We start from the raw sequence: 20,266 nt of genomic DNA, 5'->3' as shown, positions 1-20,266 counted from the left end.
CAATTATTAAATCAAAACAACAAAAATGAAACATTTAAAGAAGTTATTATTAGCTGCAGTTTTTACAATTGGATTGGCTGGTGTTGCTAACGCTCAAAAAAATGCGCATATTGACACTGTTAAATTGTTAGAAAATATGCCAGAAACAAAGGCAATGCAAATTGAGCTTGATAAGTTAAAGAAAACTTACAGTGATGACATTGAAGGTATGATCAAAAAACATCAAGCTAAAATAGCTAAATATGACGCTGAGGGTAAAAGTCAAACTCAAGAAGAAAATCAAAAAAGAGTTATAGAAATTCAACAAGAAAGACAAAAAATAGCTCAAGCTGAACAACAAGCAACTCAGGAATTGTCAAAAAAGTTTCAAGAAAAAAGAGTTCCGATTATAAAAAAAGCTCAAGAAGCAATAAAAGCTGTTGCTGCTGAAAAAGGATTCATTTATGTATTTGACTCTGCACCTGGTAGTGGTCTTATTGTTTTTGAAAAAGGGGAAGATATTTATGAAAGTGTAAAAGCAAAATTAGGTTTCTAATACACGTTGTAAAGGATATAATTAAAAAACCTACTTTCATATAAAAAGTAGGTTTTTTATTTTTGTAAGTAACAATGAAACATTCTGAGTATCCTATTGGTTTATTTGATTCCGGAATTGGCGGAACGTCTATTTGGAAAGAAATACATTTCTTAATGCCGAATGAAAGTACTATCTATCTCTCTGATAGTAAGAATGCACCTTATGGAAATAAAAACAAAGAACAAATTATTGAATTTGCCATAAAAAATACAGAATACCTATTAAGTAAAAATTGTAAAATAATTATTGTAGCATGTAATACCGCAACAACCAATGCTATTGATGTTTTAAGAAATCGGTATAAAATACCTTTTATAGGTATTGAACCAGCAATAAAGCCCGCAGCTTTAAAAACAAGAACAAATGCTGTTGGTATTCTTGCCACCAAAGGAACTTTAAACAGTAAATTATTTGAAAAAACTTCTTCTAGCTTAAGTACTGAATTAGCTATAATAGAACAAGTAGGAGAAGGTTTAGTAAACTTAATTGAAAAAGGGAATATAAACTCAAAAGATATGGAAATACTTTTAAGAAGATATCTTAAACCTATGATTAAAGCGAATGTTGACCACATTGTTTTAGGCTGTACTCATTACCCATATCTAAAAAATCAAATACAGGATATTGTAGGCCCCTCTGTTATAATTATTGACTCAGGTAATGCTGTAGCTCTGCAAACAAAAAATATATTGGAATCGAAAAACTTAATCAATAAGCAAAAAGAAATTAAGCCATTCCACAATTTTTTTGTGAATAAAAAGGCTAGTGTACTAAAAAAAATATTAGAAAATTATAAATCCGAAATAGAAATCAAAGAGGTTTATTTTTAAAATAAACTACCATTAATATTAGGGCAAGCTGACGCTCTTCTTTTTCTGCATAGTACATTTATTCCAAATGACAATTGGTGGAAATTACCGTTACCAAATACAATGTCTCCAGTTTGTTTAGTATATGTATAACCAAACATAAGTTTATTATAATTTATCCCTATAAATGGTGAAATATAATTCGTATTTCCAAACACATCTCCTCCAAATCCTATTCTATAGGATATTCCACTCCATAATTGTGCTCTATTATTCTTTATTTTTTTGTAAAATTTCATATTCAAATCCAAAACTTTTTCCCCTGTATGGTCTTTATATTGTAACATCATCGTTGGTTCTAATTGAATTCTTTTTTCATTTCCGAAAAAATAACCTGCACTAATTATAAAATTTTTCAGGTTAAGAGATTCAAATTCTGAGTTTAATTGACCTTTTGCTGATAGCAAAATATTTTTTATTGTTATATATGATGAAAACCCTTTATAATGATATGCTATTCCAAAATCTGCATTATAATACATATTACTTTCTACAATTTGGCTTATAGTGGGGTCATTAAAAAAAGTAGTTTGATCAACCTGATTTTGAACTATTGACATTGAAAGTCCAAAAGACAACTGATTGAATTGATTTTCATTTCCTAACGGTAAATGATATGCATATGTTCCCTGAAATGCTTTTTGAGAATGAAATCCATTTTTATCATTAAATAACACAAAACCATATGCAGCCTTTGAGTCCATACCTGTTTTAGAATGGAAACTTAAAGTTTGTAATTCTGGAGCGTTTTTTACACCTGCCCATTGCTGTCTTGCTGTTAACCTTACCTTTCCACATTCTCCAATTCCTGCTGCTGCTGGATGGATTAAATACACATTATCTGAGAGATAATCAAAATAGATCGGAAGTGTTTCTTGAGCTCTCGTGTGAACTCCAAACAAAAACAACATCAACGGTAGAATTACATTAATCTTCATCAAAATATCTAATAGGTATCAAATATAAACAACAACAAGCTAAAAAATGTTAATTTTTCAAAAAACAAAAAATTATAATATTAACAAAAATATATATTTACTAAATAATTGACTATGTCTTATGTTTATTCATAAGTTACTATATTGCCTCATAAATTACAAGAAATGGCATCATATAAGTTTCATAACTCGAGTATTTCAGGTCAAAACTATGTAGGTTTTAAGCTATCCGCAAAAGGCACAAAAACATACAAAACCTATAACCCTGAACTACAAAAACAAAACGATTACATATTTTATGAAGCTTCTAACGAAGAAATAAATGAAGCTGTTAAGCTGGCTAATGACGCTTTTACAATTTTTAAAACCTTTTCTAGCACTAAAAAAAGTAGGTTCCTTAATAAAATAGCTGAAGAAATTTTGAACATTGGGAATCTACTAATAGAAACTTATTGTTCTGAAACAGGTCTTTCAAAAGAAAGAGCAATTAAAGAACGAACAAGAACTATATTTCAACTGCATTCCTTTAGTAAATTATTAAATGAAGGAAATTGGATTGAAGCTAGTATTCATAAAAGCAACACTCAAAGAATTTCATTACCAAAAATTGATTTAAGAAGGATGAATATTCCCATTGGACCTGTCCTTATTTTTGGTGCTAGTAACTTTCCTCTTGCCTACTCGACTGCTGGTGGTGATACGGCATCTGCACTAGCTGCTGGCTGTCCCGTTATTATAAAATCACACCCGATGCATTCCGGAACTGGTGAACTAATTTCATCCGCTGTTATAAAAGCTGCTAAAGAAACAGGTATGCCAAACGGTGTTTTCTCAAATTTAAACTCCAGTGGAATAGAAGTTGGACAAATACTAGCAAAACATTCATTAATTAAAGCTATTGGCTTTACAGGAAGCATTGAAGGAGGTAGATCTTTATTTGATATAGCTTCCAAAAGAAAAGTTCCAATTCCTGTATTTGCAGAAATGGGAAGCGTTAACCCTGTTATAGTACTCCCCTCAATACTTGCATCAAAAACAGAAGAAATATCTAAAATATATGCCAGTTCCATTACCACAGATGCCGGACAATTTTGTACAAAACCAGGTCTAATTTTTGGAATTGATAGCAAACATTTTGATCTTTTTATAGAAAAATTAGTACAAGAAGTTCAAAAAACCTCTCCAAAGTGCATGATAAATCCTGGAATAAGAAATGCTTATAATATCAAACGAAAAGAAATAATTTGCGGAGAGAATGTTTTAATAAAAACTACTTATAATAGTGAAATTGAAAATAAAAATTATGCTCAACAAACGATTGCAATAGTAAATGGAGACGATTTTATCAAGAATAATTTGCTTCAACAAGAAGTATTTGGTCCGTTCTCATTAATTGTAAAGTGCAAAAATATAGAAGAACTAAAGAATGCTATTAGCAATCTAAATGGGCAGTTAACTGGTACTATTCTTGGCAGCAAGAAAGAACTATCCGAACATTATCATTTACTTTCAATTTTAACAGATAAAGTTGGTCGTATTATTATAAATGACATCCCTACAGGAGTAGAAGTATGCTCCTCTATGGTTCATGGGGGTCCCTATCCATCATCAACTAACCCAAAGTTTTCGGCTGTTGGAACAACTTCCATAAAAAGATGGATAAGACCTATCAGTTTTCAAAATTGGCCTGATGATTTACTACCAATTGAATTAAAGGATGAGAATCCTCTTGGAATATTTCGCTTAGTTAATGATAAACTCACAAACCTACCTATTAAGAAAAACAACTTTAATAATAAACAGGATTTTTAATCTTCCTACAATAATATTTTAAAGTGGAAATAAACTTTAAAAAAATCCTGTTTATTTTAGCTTTGGGTATGAAAATTATTCTTATTTCAAAAACAAATACCGATCATTAGGTTCTATAACCCTATAATCAATAATTAACATCATTATTATTTTTATAAAATATTATCTAAATTAAATAAGGCTATAAATTCGTGAGTTCCGTTTTGTTCTGCTCTTAAATCGTTAGTGTATAAACGGTATCCATACCCCAATTGAATCCAATCAACAACAGGTAACAATCCATTGATATGAAAAGAATTATTCCAAGTATATGACAATCCAATATTATACTTTTTATTTATTTCTAACACTCCATTTATATCAAAAAATAGCGGAGCTCCTTCTTCAACTCTAATTAAAGTTGAAGGTATTAACATCAAATTATTATTTAGTATAAAACTGTAGCCTCCTCCAATAGATATATCTAGTCTATTGGCCTTTTTGGATCCAATTATTGTTTCATATTTATTGTCAATCAAAATATTATTTATTGATAAATGCATGAAGTAATCATCGGTAGTAATAGCAGCTCCTATTGTAAAATTAGGACTCACTTTATTAATTGCCTCAGCAAAAAGCTGATCGTTTTGCTCTTCTGTTTTTATCTTATTGATATCTCCATTATAAATATTCGCTAGTGCTTTGATTCCAAATTGCAGCTTATGAGTCTCTGCTAATTTCAATTGATAAGAAATATCTAAAGCTAATTTGGTTTGACTAAGTACAAATACTTTATCATTTATTACACTAAATCCAATACCTAATCCGTTTTTAAAAGGCATATTTAAAGAAAAAGTACTAGTTCTTGGTGCATCTTTTATACCCACCCATTGCATTTTTGAATTAACTATTAACTCAGCATTTTTTTGTTGTCCCGCAAATGCAGGATTTACCAAATTAAGACTATAATTATACAATGAATAATCTACATTTGTCTGCCCAAAAACAAAAGACCCCCAAACAATATTAATAACTATTATGATTATTTTTTTAAAATACATCTTATTTTTTTTAATAATTAACAAATACCCACCCCTTAAGTGTTATTTCTGTACCCGTATTTAAAATAAAATAATACGGGCCTACCGCTACCTTTGAATCACTAGAAAATGTGAGTTTACCTTCAGATATTCCTCCCCAATCATTATGATATGGTTTAGCTCGAAAAACTAAGTTTCCTTTACGATTAAAAATCTGTAATGAATTATTAGGATATTTGGTTGAAATATTAGGCAAAATTCTCCACACATCATTTTTACCGTCTCCATTTGGTGAAAAAGCCTGAACAAGATCTGACAACTTAATTGAGTCCATAGGCAAGCTCGGATCTATTGGATTATCTGTACTTTTCTTAAATTCTACCTCGACAGTAGTGTCTATATCCATGCCATTTAACTTGCCTGATAGCGTTGCTGTTCCAGGAAGAACACTACTCGTTAAATAAGCAACATAAGTTCCATCATTATTATCCACTATACTACTCAACTCACCTACTGTAGTATTTAGACTAACTGAATGCCCTCCATGATTTAAAATATCACCGTTCGCATTAAACAACTGCACTGTTATTAAACTAGAGGAGAATCCATTTGCTAAAATTTCGGTCGGACTAGCAGTAATTTGAGTTTTAGACGTAGATGGGGTAAAGTCATCTATATTTATGTTATCGAAATATAAACGAATAATTGGTAAGGCACTGTCATAATTTCCAGTTCCTGACTTTTGATCTTTTTTAAAATTTTCATATCGAAGTGAATTTTCTTCACCTGAAAAACATAAAAAAGAAGGAGACGAACCACAACCTATAAATCCACCTAAAGCTTGATTATTTTCATTTAAAAAATAAATAGCTAACGTTTTATTTCCTGAGTATTGAAAAGGAGTTTTAAATACTATTTGTGTTTTTGAATTTTCAACACTATTTAACCCTCTTTTCCAGGTAATATTACCATCAAAAACTAATGTATAAGTTGATAAATCTGGTTCTTGTGTTGATAAAAACTGAGCTGAATCAACCTCTTTTAGAAAAATTTTTTGATTTTTTGCTTCGTTAAATGTACAATTTGATGTTACCATGCAATCTGAAAAAAAAGCTATTCCCTTGATATTACCTGAGGCTCTAATTTTTGAGGAAGGGTAAAGCATATTTACCCAGCTATTTTTTTTGTCTAGTACAAAGTCATAATTAGCTGGTGCTATTGACGTAATTGATGTACCACAAATAGGAGTACCGACAGTAACTTCCTCTTGAGAGTGTAATTTTAGTGATGTAATTACTAAAATTGTAAAAAGTAATTTTTTGCTCATATTATCATTTTTAACTAAGTATAGGATTATTTATATTATCTTTTTTAAAATTCATTATCAATAAATTAAAAGCATACAATGCTAAAAACTAGAATGTAGGTAATATTTTATTCTCCATTTTTCAATGTAAACTTTGGTTAATTTTAATTAACCTCTAAACTATTTAAATGAAAATATGAAACCCACCCTACTCTAGTAGTTTATTTGTAACCAACCCTTTAAAGTGTTCTTATTTGAATCTTGGAGTTCAAGGATATAGTAATACGATCCAGGAGGAAGCTTTTTATTGTGATTAATAGTTAATTCTTCATTTGAAACTGCATTCCAATCATTTTTATAAGGACTTGCCTTGTAGACTTTATTTCCGTTTACACTAAATACAACTAATGAATTGTTTGGGTACCTTTTTTCTAGATCGGATATAACTTTCCAAGTATCATTGATACCATCATCGTTTGGGGAAAAACCATTAATTAATTTTATACTACGTTTAACAACTACTGTAGCTGTACTAAAAAAATTGCACACATTATTTGATTTTACAGTATAACGATATACATTTTCAGATTTAGTCCAATTGCCACCTAACTCTGGTGTACCTTCCAAAGCTTCAAACAATTCTTGCTCCGAAGGCTCTAAACCTTCTAATAATTCTAATGTAGAATCAATTCCTGCGTTAGGTTTAGGAATTATATTTACATTAATAAATGACATATCACTGCAATTATTAACTCTTACCTCCAATGAATACTTACCTGACATAAGTAATGTTGTGTTCATTCGAATTAAATCAATGTCATATATTACCTCGTTATCTGGTGTAACCCATTCGTAAGTCGCATTTGCTACTGGCTCTGCAGTTAATTGTAATATTTCTCCCTCACAAATGGTTATTTCAGTAATCCCTTTGTCAAACTTTTTACCTTTAGAATAAAATTTAGCACATCTAATATTATGTAATCCGAATATGGTTTGACAACTATACATAAGAATTAATATTAAAATATTTTTTTTCATGTTTTTTATAAATAAACTTTAAATAATATAAAAATGGTAGTTATTTTTCTTCGCATACCTCTTATTAACTCTTATTCTTTATTATTGCTATTGGTCGGGAGGTTACTTCTATATTCACTTTGTTATTTAAAAGTGTCTGGCAATCATCCAACGAAACACTTTTCAAATGAATCTCTTGACTAGTCTCTACATTTGATACTTTAACAATTGCACTTCCTTCAAATAATGTTACTTTTTTTAAAGCTCCTGAATTAATAGCGTAAGTTACGATTGAGTTTTTCATACCTTCAATAATAAAATAAGCATCTTCACCTTCACAAAGCTGTTCATCTTTCCCTTCTATTTTATTAATATAAGGCGCTCTTTTCACTTTAATTGTAGATTCTAAGCTTTCAAAACTACAACCAGATTTATTCCAAGCTTTTACTTTTACTTTATCTCCGTTATTTAAAGAAGCTGTCTTAAAAATATGACTAGTTGATCTTAACTGTTTCTTGATACCGTTTACCATGAATTCATACTCAATACCACCACTAGCTGTAAACTCTACTAATGCCCCATAACAAGTCGTATCTGATGACAAATTGCTTGTCAAAGTAGGTAGGGTCATATCATTTACAATTAGCTTCTTTTTAACTTTACATCCTTTTTTATTTTCGTAACTAATAAAAGTAATCCCTGATTTTATAGCCTTTACAACTCCTTCATCTGTAACAGTAGCAATATTTTCATCAGAAGAAAGAAATATCCCTGAAGTAGATTGGGATCCAAAATCAATTAAATTTAGTTCTTGCCCTACGCATACTTCAAATTTAGATAGGTTGAAGACGGGTAATTTATTTACTTTTAGTTCTAATAATGCCAAATTTGAACATCCTTTTTTTACTACCTCTAAAATGTAAATACCTTCATGAGACTTTGAAAGATTATTAATTGTTAAGTCTTTATTTTCTATTATTGAAGCATCTGGAAGTGTCCATAAATATGTAGCTTCAGTCCCAGCATCTTCTGCTGTTAACTCTAAATTATCACCTTCACAATATTCAAATAACGATTGTTCCATTGATGGCGAACCAGGCATTATTTCAATATCAACTGCAGGAACCGAATTTACTGCTGTTCTTATTCTTGAAGAAGAATCATAAAAAGCCTCTACATTACTTGATGTTATAATTCCTCTCTTTTTTGAAAATTTATTATTTATCTTAAAAAATATATTATTAGTTTCTCCATCTGCATATTTGTAAACTTCAACTAGAAGGTTTTTAGATTTGTGATAAAAAAAAGGCTTCTTAAAAACAATTTTAACGGTCTTATTTTTTGGATCATAAAAAACATAATCGTTATAAACTTCTACCAAGCCTTCATAAGGTTTATATAATGGAGCTAACCACGGATTTGTCTGTGTATTTGAAAAATCATCATTAATTATTTCTGCAAGATTGACTTTCCATAATTGATTAATCAGTGTTGCTGGCATTTTACCTAATAACTTAAATGTTATACTTCTTATCAATCCTGAATAGTTGATTTCATCTCCCAAATAAATAAATTGACTATAACTATATTTTTCAGTAGCATTTATTGGAATATCAGGTCTACTTGAATCTCCATTTATAGTGACAGTTTGTGAACTAATAGAAAATATACAAACTAGCGTTACAATTAGTGTTAAAAATATTTGCTTCATTCTTCAATATTAAGGTGTATCAATCATTTTAAAATCATCTTCTTTTTATGGAAGCTATTGGCTTTTTTTTAAAGGTTAAAATAACACTCTTTGTTACCGTTCCACTTCCTCCTTCAGCAGTCAGTTTTAAAATTATATTTCCACTTTTAATATCAGCACTACTTGCTGAGTATTTTGGATTTAATATTGAATTATCTTCAAAAGTACCAGAACCTGAACTTGACCAAAAAAGTGTGTGATAATTCATTGCTGAAACTCCTGAAAATTCAAAAATATCTCCTGCGCAAACTGTTTGGTTATTAGGTAATTGTATAGCAGGCTGTGATACTGAAAATTTAAAATAGGTTATGGGTAAAGATTTTTCTATATTCCCTGTAGATTTAGCCTTTTCAGAAAGCTTATATATTGCATAAACACCTCTGTCAGTTCCATGGTAAGTAGATAAAAAAGGAATACTTCCCCACATCTCAACATTAACACCTGACTCGTTTTCAAAATAAACTAATAAGTTTTTAATCTTATTGTAATTGAACGATTTATCTAAAACAATATCATTCCTAACTGTATTAAATGTAGTTTTTCTTTTCCAATTAATATCTCCTTCAAATACCAACGTATAAGTAGTTAAATCAGGTTTTGAAACGTCAGTTATCTTATCATCCAATGTTTCTTTAAAATAAATTCTCTGTCTTGAAACAACTGGATAATCTAGATTTCTATTTTTACAATTAGGGTAAAATCCAATGGTGCTTATATTTCCTGATTGTTTTAATTCAGCTCCTTTGAAAAGCATAAGAGACCAGCTATTGTTTTTACCACCATTCCAAGCACCGTTATCATATTTTACAGGCATATTTTGAGTTTGAGAAGAACCGCAACTTCCTGAACCAACAACAACCTCTTGGCCATAATTATTCCTAACCAAGCAAACTAGAACAAAGAACTTTAGAATAGTTAATCGAACCATAAAACTTTAAGTTTTTATCAAAAATTTCGGCAAAACTATATTAATTTATTCTAAATAAAAACTACTTTTGCCGAAATTTTTGATTTTATGATAAAAAAAATAAGTACGCTGGTATTTCTTCTACTTGTAGCTACAGTCAATTCACAAGCGGTTAAATCCAAAGCAGTTTGGTATAAAAATATTGAGCAAGCAATAGACAAAGCTCATAGAGAAAACAAAAAGACGTTTGTTTATTTTTCGGGATCTGATTGGTGTAAACCTTGTATAGAACTAAAAAATGAAGTTTTTGAAACAAAAATATTTAAGGATAAAGCCAATAAAGAATATATTTTAGTCAATATTGATTTTGTATTAAATAGAAATAAACTAACTAGAAATGAGCTATCGTACATTGAAAAATCAGCTGAAAAATACAATAAAAAGGGAATATTTCCCCTAGTTATTGTTCTAAACGAAGAAGGTAAAATACTCACTTCAATTGACGGGTATAAGAGTGAAACAGCTGAATATTATATTGAAAATTATTTAAACGATTAGCTAAATGATCCACTTCATTATCACGCTATTTTTGACAACTTTATTTGTACAATCACAAAATTTGTATCATCGAAAAAAACTTCTAATGGGCGTCGACTTTGAATTTACAGTGGTAGCTCAAAACAAAATAGAAGCTGACAAATATCTTGATAAAGCTATCGAAGAAACCATTCGAATTGAAAATTTAATCTCTTCTTGGAAAGATAACTCACAGACTACTAAAATTAATAAAAATGCAGGTTTAAAACCTGTCAAAGTTAACAGAGAATTGGTACAGCTTATAAAAAGAAGCAAACGAATTTCTGAACTTACCAATGGCTTATTTGATATTAGCTATGCATCTCTTGATAGAATCTGGTATTTTGACAAGGTAATGCCAAGCATACCTGATAGTATGACAATAAAAGAATCTGTATCTAAAATCAACTATAAAAATATCATTATCAATGAATCAAAGAGTACTATTTTTTTGTCTAAAAGAAAAATGAAAATAGGTTTTGGATCAATTGGTAAAGGGTATACAGCTGAGCGAGTAAAATATATTTTAAAAAAAATGGGAGTTAAAGCAGGGTTGATAAATGCTGCAGGAGACATAACTACATGGGGCATTAATCCTATTACAAAAAAATGGGTTATTAACATTGCTAATCCAGATGAAATACAGAATAAAATTGGCAAATTCAATTTACTTGATAATTCCGTTGTAACGTCAGGTAATTATGCTAAATATATTGAATTTAACAACAAAAGATATTCACATATAATAAACCCGAAAACAGGATGGCCTGTAAGTGGACTAAAAAGTGTTACTATTTTTTGTAAAAACGCTGAATTAGCAGACGCTATAGCTACCGCTGTTTTTGTTATGGGTAAAGAACTCGGACTCTCTATGATCAATAAGCTAAAGGGTATTGACTGCTTATTAATTACAAATGACGGTAAAATTCATTCATCTAACAATTTAAAACTAAACTATAATTAATGATTTATAGAAAATTTTTCATGCTACTTCTTCCTATAGTATTTGTAAACTGTACAACGATAAAACCTTATCAAAAGATGTACTTAAATAATGAAGATATGGCTTTATCTGCTCGAAAAATAGAGCAATACGAAGTAAATTCACAAAACTATCGTGAGGGAGCCGCTGGCGCCAATGGTAGTAAAGCGGGAGGAGGTTGTGGATGCAACTAAAAAAAGTAACCTTTACAACTATTTTTTTATGGTCTTCATTTATTTTATTTGCTCAAAAAAACATAAAACAACTCGATAAAACCCAGGTAAACATTCTATATAACTACTATGAACAAGATGGAAATAATGGGGCTGTAACAGGTGGTCTCGGTACCGAAAAGCTTGACAATAGCGCTCCACAAATAACTATCTCTATTCCTGTTAATAAAGTATCTACTTTTGGCGCTTCTATAGGGCTTGATCACTATACATCTGCTAGTACTGCCAATATTGATAAATACGGAAACGAATCAACAACAAGCGCTAGTACTAGCTCAACAAATATTGAAAGAGGTAATAGTTTAGCTAGTGAAGATACTCGAAAGTATTTTTCTTTAAACTTTAACAGAAACATTCCTGATAAACAAACTATTGTATCTGTTTTATATGGTCATTCAGAAGAATTTGACGTAAATTCAAATTATGGAAAAATTACATGGCAAAAAAACTCAAAAGATGGCAATAAATTTTTAAGCATTAATGCTGGTATTTTTATTGATAAATGGCTATTGATATATCCTGGTGAAATTAGAGCTGGAAGAAATAAAGGTGTTGTAAACTATTCGGATGATGACGATGATGATGATGATGATGATGATTTTTTTGATTATTTTGATTATTTTGATAAAAACAACAATAACTATAACTTTTTTGATGACGATGATGATGATGACCATGACGATGACGACGATGATGATGATGACCATGACGATGATGATGATGACCATGACGATGATGACGATGATGATGATGATGATTATAGAAACCCCAAAAGTTTAACAAAAACAGATTATGAATCTGATACTCGTTTTACTTATAACATTGGTATTACATTTGGTGGAAATATCAACCAACGCCTTAATGCTTCTTTAACTGCAGAAATAATTATTCAAAGGGGCTTACTAAGCACCCCCTTTCATAGAGTATATTTTAATGACGGTATTTCAGTTGAAAAAAACAAATTAGTTAAAATTGAACACTTACCTAAAAGGAGAATCAAAAAAGCATTAGGTATCAGAGCAAACTATTATTTAAATAATTTTTTAATTACTCGGTTCTTCTATCGCTTTTATAATGATGATTTTGGTATTACAGGTCATACTTTAGAATTAGAAATACCTTTAAAATTAGGTAGTGGATTAACATTTTATCCGTTTTACAGATTTCATACACAAACAAAAGCAGACCACTTTCAACCTTATGGACAACATGACTTGAGTGCTGAATACTACACATCTGATTATGATTTATCTTCTTTTGAAACCAATAAAACTGGTATTGGCCTCAAGTTTTCCCCTAGTGACGGTGTTCTTAGTTTTAACATAAATAAGAAAAAAAAGTTTCAATTTAAATCTTTAGAATTCAGAATCTCTAACTTTTCAAGAACAACAGGTTTAAACGCTACCTCAGTTACACTTAACAATGTCTTTACCTTTTAAAGTAACGAAAATGAAAAATAAAATAATAATACTCTCAATTAGCATTATTCTTATTGGATGCTATAAATCCATAGATATTAGCTATACCGAAATACATTCACAAAGCAATAATCCATTAATTGGTCTATGGGATGGCATAATAAACTGTCCTGACTGTGAAGATGATAAATATAGATTCACTGTAGCAATAGATAATATAAACGACAACAATACTAATGGTACCTTAAAAATTACTAAAATACCCGAACAACACAGTTATATTTTATTTAAAATAAAAGTAACTACAAATAATAATCTTATTGATATAAAAACAGTTGGAGTAATAGAAGAGATTACAGATATCTCTGGCACTTTTTGGTGTAAAAAAAATAATTACCACCTGAATTTTCTATCCAATCAAAAAATGCTTACAGGAAAATGGGTGTCTTCGAGTAATTGCTCTGTATTCAATAGACCTAATACCATTGAAATAATCAAACAATAAAATTCATATAATGAAATTAGACGAAACCTATTTTTTAATAATAATACTTTTAGTTCTGAATGTAACTGCTCAAGAAAAATATACGCACAATGGTATTTATATTACAAGTGGTTATGAATTTGGATTTTTAGATACTAAAATTGAAGATACAAACCTTACATTTCAAAATAGTAATATTAAAAAAAACTACAATCATTCATTCATTTTAAATGGCATATACAGAACCGCTTTTAGAACAAATATAAAACTAGGATATTCAGTATCTATTAATACATTAATGATCGAAGGGTTAGATAAGAATAGAGCATTCTTAATTGATCATAATTATATTAACCATACCGCTACCATAGGAGCAGGTTATAGTTTTAACTTGAAAAAAAACCTAGATCTAAGTTTAGGTATGGGCTCTGGGCTTACTTTTACAAAAAAAGTCGATATTTATGCTAAGAAAGGTGAGATCACAGATCAAATAACAGCAACAAACAGCTCTTTAAAAAGTGGTAATGTATATTTAATACCTGAGATAAGCATTACTCTTTATTTGAGAAATGAAAACACGCTTACTTTTGGGAGCAGATACTTTTATTCATTGAATGATCAATTTTTAGAAGGGATTATACAGAACTCAAGTAGTAATGATGTATCAAACAAAACAAGCTTTACTACTCTAAACAATCAATTAGGTATCTACCTCTGCTATGGCTTTAATCTCAAAAAGCTATTTTAAAAAGAAAAGCCATAAAAACAGTTTTTATGGCTTTTCTTTTTGAAATTTCAATATAACATTAGTATGAGAAGACTTACTTAAATCAAGAGCTACAAGAAAGCATTGAGCATCCTACCTTATTTCTGGCCCAATCTGGTCTTTTTGAAAACCACTTTTGAAACTCTGGTTGTTCATTATAAGGTTTTTTAAGCATCATATAAAATTCTTCAATCAATTGATAATCGCCCACTTCTGCCCTATCGATCGCTAATTGTGCCATATAATTTCTAAATACATATTTAGGATTTACTAAATTCATATTTTGTAGCTTTCGCTTATTTGAAATCTCTTCTTTTTTTAATCTTTTTAAATAAAGTTCCAACCAAGCTATCCACTCTTGTTTTACCTGATTCTTAAAATCAGTAAAACTATAGAACGCATCTTTAATTATTTCAATAGCTTCTGAAGCCTTAAACTCTTTATTAACAAGCCCTAAATTTCTAAAAAAAATAGTCATATCTGTCTCTATCAATTGAAGTGCTATCTCGAGTTTATTAATAATTTTATTATCTTCCTCTAATGCCATTTCAAACCCCAACTTTTTTCGCATCATATTTACATACCGCTCTTCATACAAATCATTATACGAATCTAGTATATTTTGTAAAGATTTAGTTTCTTCTATCAGGGGATAAATTGCATTTGCAAGCTTAAACAAATTCCAAAGCCCAATATACATTTGATTTCCAAAACGATAACGTCTTTGTTGCGCATCAGTAGTATTTGGGGTCCAAGTATGATCATAACCTTCAAGCCATCCGTACGGGCCATAATCTATAGTTAATCCTAAAATAGACATGTTATCTGTATTCATGACACCGTGTACAAAACCAACTCGCTGCCAATGAATAATCATATCGATTGTTTTATTACATACTACTTTAAAAAACTCAAGATATTTATCCTTACCTGTAATTGTAATTTTTGGAAAAAAATGCTTGATTGTATAATCTGTTAATTTTTTTAGTAATATATGGTTTTTTCTTGCTGATTGTATCTCAAAGTTTCCGAATCGAATAAAACTTGGTGCAACTCTACAAACGATAGCCCCTTTTTCATAAGCAGGATTTCCATTGTAAAGAATATCTCTTAAAACTTGATCACCTGACTGACATAAAGATAATGCTCTGGTTGTAGGAACCCCCAAATGATGCATCGCTTCACTACATAAATATTCTCGAATAGACGAACGTAAAACAGCTAGTCCATCTGCTGATCTTGAATAAGGCGTTTCTCCTGCCCCTTTTAATTGAACAGCCCATTGTTTATCATTATGATTTATTTCAAATAAATTGATAGCCCTGCCATCGCCTAACTGCCCTGCCCAATTTCCAAATTGATGCCCTCCATAACACATAGCATATGGTTTTGACTCAGGATAAACTTTGTTACCAGTAAAAATTTCTATAAAATTAGTCGAAAGAGAATCTTCTTTAGAGATACCTAACTCATTCAACATTTCATCAGATACGTGTATTAGTTCCGGAGCTTTTGTCTTTTTAGGATTAACGTAAGAAAAACACGCTTCTAAAACTTGTCTTCTGTCATTCTCTCTATTTTTATCAGCTGGAAGCTCTAAATTAAAGGTATTGCTAACATTAATCTTCATAAAAACAAAAATTTTAAATACTCAAGTACAAATATAAGGAAGGTTTATAATTTTATCAAAACTCATAATTTTATATTATTAAAACAACCTACTACCTTCTTATCCATCTTATTTAATAAAGATTAACTACTTTTACAAACTAAACTACAAGAAATGAGTGTTTTTTTAGAAGAAGTAGAAGGTTATGTCTTAAATTATTTAAAGAATAACTTAGATAAAAAATTTGTTTACCACAGTATTTCTCATACGCTTAGAGTTGTTGAAAAAACTATTGAACTTGCTACCTTAGAGAAAGTAGTAGATGAAGACTTAGAAATTCTACTTATTGCTACTTGGTTTCACGATACAGGCTACTCAAAAGACATAAAAAAACATGAAAAAAAAAGTACAGAAATTGCTTCAGATTTTTTGAGTAAAAAAAACAAAAAAAATCTAATTTCCAAAGTCAGCGAAACTATTTTAGCTACCCAGATTACTGTTGAACCAAAGAACTTACTTGAAGAAATATTAAAAGATGCAGATAGCTCTCATATTGGGAGTAAAAATTATAATGAATTTTCTGAATTATTGAAAAAAGAGTTTCAATTGACAAAAGACATCTATTACTCAAATTATGAATGGATTGAAAATAATATTAATTTTTTAAGTTTAGAACATCAGTTTTACACAAATTCAGGAATTAAACTATGGGCTAAGCAAAAAAATAAAAATTTAGTCCAACTATTTAAGGAACAAGAAAAACAAAAACAAGAAATTTCAAAAACGAAACAGAAGAAACGTGAATTAGAATTTAAAAAAAATAAAACAAAACTTCCTGAAAGAGGTGTCGATACAATGTTCAGAGTGGCTTTAAGAAATCATATCACCCTAAGCAATATTGCTGACACAAAAGCCAATATTCTACTTTCCGTTAATGCAATTATCATTTCAATGGCTTTATCTACATTGATTCCAAAATTAGACAATCCATCAAACTCTTACCTCATAATCCCAAGCATTATTTTTATAATTTTCACTGTTATATCGATCATTCTTTCCATACTTGCAACAAGACCTAATGTTACTAAAGGAAAGTTCACAAAAGAAGATGTCGCACAAAAGAAAGTTAATTTAATTTTCTTTGGTAATTTCCACAAAATGAGCTTACCTGAATTTGAATGGGCTATGGACGAAATGCTTAAAGACAGAGACTATTTATATGGAGCATTGACTAAGGATCTTTACTTTTTAGGAATTGTACTAAACCGAAAATACAACATTCTACGAACGACTTATGTTGTTTTTATGATTGGAATTATTACAAGTGTTATTGCTTTTGCAATAGCTTTTTACTCAGTAGGGCACGTTATTAAATAACGCCTATTCTTTTTTTAATGACTCTTTAAACTCATTCAATAATAATTCATCAATTGTTATTGTTTCTTTGGTATCGGTATCTGATGAATAAACGACTTCTACTCGAAGTGCCTTTAGTCCAGAGACTCCTTGAAGCTCTTCCAATTCCAATACTTCAACAGCACCTAACATATTCTTAGACTGTAAGAATCGGATGTATTTTAAATATTCAACCGCATCCTTATCTTGAGAATACACAATAGCTATTTTTCCTGGAACAGTCAAACGTTCATTCGTATTTTTTATTAGAGACTTATCTATTCTTTTCTTTATGATTTCATACCTAATATTATAAGCACCATCCACATCGAACTTTTTTTCTTCCATTCTAAACTTTATGGCAAGCGAATTACTGTGAACTAAAATCAATGAAGCAACCTCTAAATCATGTGAAAGCGTTTTCCTCATACCGTGCGCTATATTTTCCATTTCGCACATAGTTATTAATTGCCATAGACGCAAATTATAAAGGTATAAGCTATCGTACTTCTTTTCATTGGTAATAGACTGACCTATATAAATATTGTACTCAATACCATCTGTTTTATATCTTTCGAAATAATGAGGAAACATCTCCTGAGCTTCTTCTTGCCGTTTATCTAAAATCTTTGCGAGCTTATCATTAATTTGCGAAACACTTTTTTCGTATGATTTTCTTTTATCATATACGACATGAAGATTATTATCTAAAGTAGCCGTATAACTGTTAACAAGCGCTTTAAAATCGTCATTGATATTCTTGATATGCTTAAAAACAGGATAAATATCTTTTTTTAAAAAATCTAATATTCCAACCTCATCACCCGCTTTAAGTCCTTTTTGAACATCGAGTAAATACTTTTCAATTCGAAAAATTAACTCCTCATAAATCGTTAGTTTTTCGGTTTGACATGCCTTGTTTAATACGTTTATAGCCGATGTAAGTTGCGTGATAAGATCTTCTTTTATCGCCTTATTTCTAGCAATAGAGGAATCTTTAATATCTATCTGACCATACAAAGGAAATACATTTTCAAAAATAATTTGCTCAATTTTAGCGTCTTCTTCATTCATATAAACTGCGTTCTGATAATTTTCAGCAGCTTCATAAAAACGCCATTTAACCGATGAATGAATAGATGTATAATATTCTTGTATAGTTGCTTCTAATGTATTCATAAATTCTTCTGAACTTCTTTCTGAAGCAGCCTTAAAAACAGGAATAATATCCTTTAGCTTTTGTTTGTTAACAGAATTTAATTCATAAGCTCTCGGTGATGCTATTTCCAAGAGTATTAAATTCTTATTACTAGACGCTTTAATAGGAATAAGGATTATACTCCCTATGTTTGTCTTTTTAAGTCGTTGATAAAATTGGTTTTTATTTGATTTCTGACCATACTTTTCAATATCAGATATTACAACATCTTCATTCTCTTTAAAAACTTTAGATATTATCGTATCGCAGAAAAAATCATTAGGGTTTATCGTTGCCCCCTCATCAACTAAAATACTATCTGACTTCTTAAGTCGAGGTGGCTTTGTTTCCAAATTACTAATATCAAACTGAGAAAAACCTACTTTTAAATCATTTATTGAATAAAACTCGCTTAAGTTAGTTCTCAACTTATCAATTATATTAATATCTTCTTTCTTTAGAAGGTTTGTTCTAATTGATGTAATAGCTTCGTCTGAAGTAACATCAAAAAGATTCATTATACCAAATCCTTTGAAAATATATGAATTTGGAGGAAATTTCTCTCTCCAAATATCAATGTTATCAAAATTATCTAAGAGTAACTTTATATCTTCTTTATTTATTTTCGGGGCGTTTTCTGTAGGATATACTTCTACAAAATCTGCGTTGAAGGTAGCCCTATAATGTTTCATTATACCGAATCTTTGATCAGGGATATCAAAGAAAAAAGGACGCTTTAGATCTACGGGGGTGTCATAAACACTTTCCAATATAAAAGTACAAGCATAAATATACATCAAGTTATTTTCAAGATTTCTAACTTTTAAATTATACTTTTCACCTGCATTATTCAAAATGCCTTTAAAACGCTCTGTAAACTTAAAAGAAACAAAAGAAAATGGAATGGAGGCTATCTTTATTTCATTATTTGTGAGAATTTCAGGAAACAAAGGATCTAATAATAAACTTATTGTATCAAAATGCTTCTCTATTAAAGAAATATCTGTAAATCCATTAATTAATTCTGGATATTTTTCAATTTCATTAATCATCACCTTTGATGATTCATGAAAAGGATGGTCTTTCATTGCTTCACTACCATACTTTACATATAAATCAAGTACTTTTCTGAAACTTACTTGTAATTGCAAAGGAAGCTCTATGTTATGAGTTCCATTTATATTTCTGATATTCATGATTTAAGTTTTCCCCTGAATACAAAATTACAAAATAGTTTTTGTTTAACCATAACACATTAAGCAAGGCCTCTTAAAATGAAATACTTCCCCCTTACGTAATTAATAAAACTCTTTTAATAAACAGTACCTATTAAAAAAACTTCTTTTTACCGAAGTTATAGATATTAAAAAGTGTTCGATCTTTCAATAGAATCATACATCTAAGCTTAAT

General features: G+C 29.7%; 18 protein-coding genes. 10 read left to right on the top strand and 8 right to left on the bottom strand.

Annotation, left to right across the window (positions count from 1 at the left end; all coding sequences use genetic code 11):
• The first annotated feature begins 25 nt into the window (after positions 1-25).
• Positions 26-535: an OmpH family outer membrane protein gene (locus tag ACSIGE_RS11980; protein ID WP_440880105.1), complete on the top strand. Its 510-nt coding sequence runs from the start codon at positions 26-28 to the stop codon at positions 533-535.
• 74 nt (positions 536-609) lie between these two features.
• A complete protein-coding gene (gene murI, locus ACSIGE_RS11975) occupies positions 610-1,407 on the top strand; it encodes a glutamate racemase (RefSeq protein WP_440880104.1) in 798 nt (265 codons plus the stop codon).
• On the opposite strand, the gene ACSIGE_RS11970 is transcribed toward murI, so the two are convergent.
• Entirely contained in the window at positions 1,404-2,384 is a 981-nt protein-coding gene (locus ACSIGE_RS11970; protein WP_440880103.1) for a PorP/SprF family type IX secretion system membrane protein, read from the bottom strand. The two genes, murI and ACSIGE_RS11970, sit on opposite strands and share 4 nt — an antisense overlap.
• A 165-nt stretch (positions 2,385-2,549) precedes the next feature.
• On the opposite strand from ACSIGE_RS11970, the gene ACSIGE_RS11965 reads away from it, so the two are divergent.
• Positions 2,550-4,196 (top strand): aldehyde dehydrogenase (NADP(+)), encoded by a 1,647-nt coding sequence (locus ACSIGE_RS11965; RefSeq protein WP_440880102.1) that lies wholly within the window; start codon positions 2,550-2,552, stop codon positions 4,194-4,196.
• 152 nt (positions 4,197-4,348) lie between these two features.
• On the opposite strand, the gene ACSIGE_RS11960 is transcribed toward ACSIGE_RS11965, so the two are convergent.
• The 5 genes from ACSIGE_RS11960 to ACSIGE_RS11940 all read right to left on the bottom strand — a co-directional run bounded on the left by ACSIGE_RS11960 (position 4,349) and on the right by ACSIGE_RS11940 (position 10,216).
• Complete coding sequence (locus tag ACSIGE_RS11960) at positions 4,349-5,236, bottom strand: PorP/SprF family type IX secretion system membrane protein (RefSeq protein ID WP_440880101.1); 888 nt, start codon at positions 5,234-5,236, stop codon at positions 4,349-4,351.
• A 10-nt stretch (positions 5,237-5,246) separates the two neighbouring features.
• Positions 5,247-6,542: a gliding motility-associated C-terminal domain-containing protein gene (locus ACSIGE_RS11955; RefSeq protein WP_440880100.1), complete on the bottom strand. Its 1,296-nt coding sequence runs from the start codon at positions 6,540-6,542 to the stop codon at positions 5,247-5,249.
• A gap of 192 nt (positions 6,543-6,734) precedes the next feature.
• Positions 6,735-7,559, bottom strand: coding sequence for a gliding motility-associated C-terminal domain-containing protein (locus ACSIGE_RS11950; RefSeq protein WP_440880099.1), 825 nt, complete (start codon positions 7,557-7,559; stop codon positions 6,735-6,737).
• Between the two features lie 64 nt (positions 7,560-7,623).
• Positions 7,624-9,249 carry a hypothetical protein gene (locus ACSIGE_RS11945; protein WP_440880098.1) on the bottom strand — a complete coding sequence of 542 codons (1,626 nt, stop codon included), beginning with the start codon at positions 9,247-9,249 and terminating at the stop codon, positions 7,624-7,626.
• Between the two features lie 34 nt (positions 9,250-9,283).
• The gene (locus tag ACSIGE_RS11940; RefSeq protein ID WP_440880097.1) at positions 9,284-10,216 is read right to left on the bottom strand and encodes a hypothetical protein; all 933 of its coding nucleotides are present in this window, start codon (positions 10,214-10,216) and stop codon (positions 9,284-9,286) included.
• Between the two features lie 87 nt (positions 10,217-10,303).
• Here ACSIGE_RS11940 and ACSIGE_RS11935 point away from each other — a divergent pair, with 87 nt between their 5' ends.
• The 6 genes from ACSIGE_RS11935 (at position 10,304) to ACSIGE_RS11910 (ending at position 14,636) form a co-directional block, all read left to right on the top strand.
• On the top strand, positions 10,304-10,753 hold the full coding sequence (locus tag ACSIGE_RS11935) for a thioredoxin family protein (RefSeq protein ID WP_440880096.1): 450 nt from the start codon (positions 10,304-10,306) through the stop codon (positions 10,751-10,753).
• Positions 10,754-10,838: 85 nt separating this feature from the next.
• Positions 10,839-11,735: an FAD:protein FMN transferase gene (locus ACSIGE_RS11930; RefSeq protein WP_440880095.1), complete on the top strand. Its 897-nt coding sequence runs from the start codon at positions 10,839-10,841 to the stop codon at positions 11,733-11,735.
• The gene (locus ACSIGE_RS11925) at positions 11,735-11,947 is read left to right on the top strand and encodes a DUF4266 domain-containing protein (protein ID WP_440880094.1); all 213 of its coding nucleotides are present in this window, start codon (positions 11,735-11,737) and stop codon (positions 11,945-11,947) included. The genes ACSIGE_RS11930 and ACSIGE_RS11925 overlap by 1 nt, the downstream gene beginning before the upstream one ends.
• Entirely contained in the window at positions 11,938-13,425 is a 1,488-nt protein-coding gene (locus tag ACSIGE_RS11920; RefSeq protein WP_440880093.1) for a DUF3570 domain-containing protein, read from the top strand. The genes ACSIGE_RS11925 and ACSIGE_RS11920 overlap by 10 nt, the downstream gene beginning before the upstream one ends.
• A gap of 10 nt (positions 13,426-13,435) precedes the next feature.
• Positions 13,436-13,909, top strand: coding sequence for a hypothetical protein (locus ACSIGE_RS11915; protein WP_440880092.1), 474 nt, complete (start codon positions 13,436-13,438; stop codon positions 13,907-13,909).
• Positions 13,910-13,919: 10 nt separating this feature from the next.
• On the top strand, positions 13,920-14,636 hold the full coding sequence (locus tag ACSIGE_RS11910) for a hypothetical protein (RefSeq protein WP_440880091.1): 717 nt from the start codon (positions 13,920-13,922) through the stop codon (positions 14,634-14,636).
• A gap of 82 nt (positions 14,637-14,718) precedes the next feature.
• Here the strand turns inward: ACSIGE_RS11910 and ACSIGE_RS11905 are convergent, their stop codons facing one another.
• Complete coding sequence (locus ACSIGE_RS11905; RefSeq protein WP_440880090.1) at positions 14,719-16,284, bottom strand: protein adenylyltransferase SelO; 1,566 nt, start codon at positions 16,282-16,284, stop codon at positions 14,719-14,721.
• A 153-nt stretch (positions 16,285-16,437) separates the two neighbouring features.
• Here ACSIGE_RS11905 and ACSIGE_RS11900 point away from each other — a divergent pair, with 153 nt between their 5' ends.
• Positions 16,438-17,640: a Pycsar system effector family protein gene (locus ACSIGE_RS11900; protein ID WP_440880089.1), complete on the top strand. Its 1,203-nt coding sequence runs from the start codon at positions 16,438-16,440 to the stop codon at positions 17,638-17,640.
• 3 nt (positions 17,641-17,643) lie between these two features.
• Here ACSIGE_RS11900 and ACSIGE_RS11895 read toward each other — a convergent pair whose 3' ends face one another.
• Positions 17,644-20,052, bottom strand: coding sequence for a GAF domain-containing protein (locus ACSIGE_RS11895; protein WP_440880088.1), 2,409 nt, complete (start codon positions 20,050-20,052; stop codon positions 17,644-17,646).
• Between the last annotated feature and the right edge of the window lie 214 nt (positions 20,053-20,266).

It is taken from the genome of Tenacibaculum profundi (assembly GCF_052050075.1).
Lineage (GTDB): Bacteria > Bacteroidota > Bacteroidia > Flavobacteriales > Flavobacteriaceae > Polaribacter.
The sequence above is the reverse complement of the archived record's forward strand: the minus strand, read 5'-3'. Positions and strand labels throughout refer to the sequence as shown.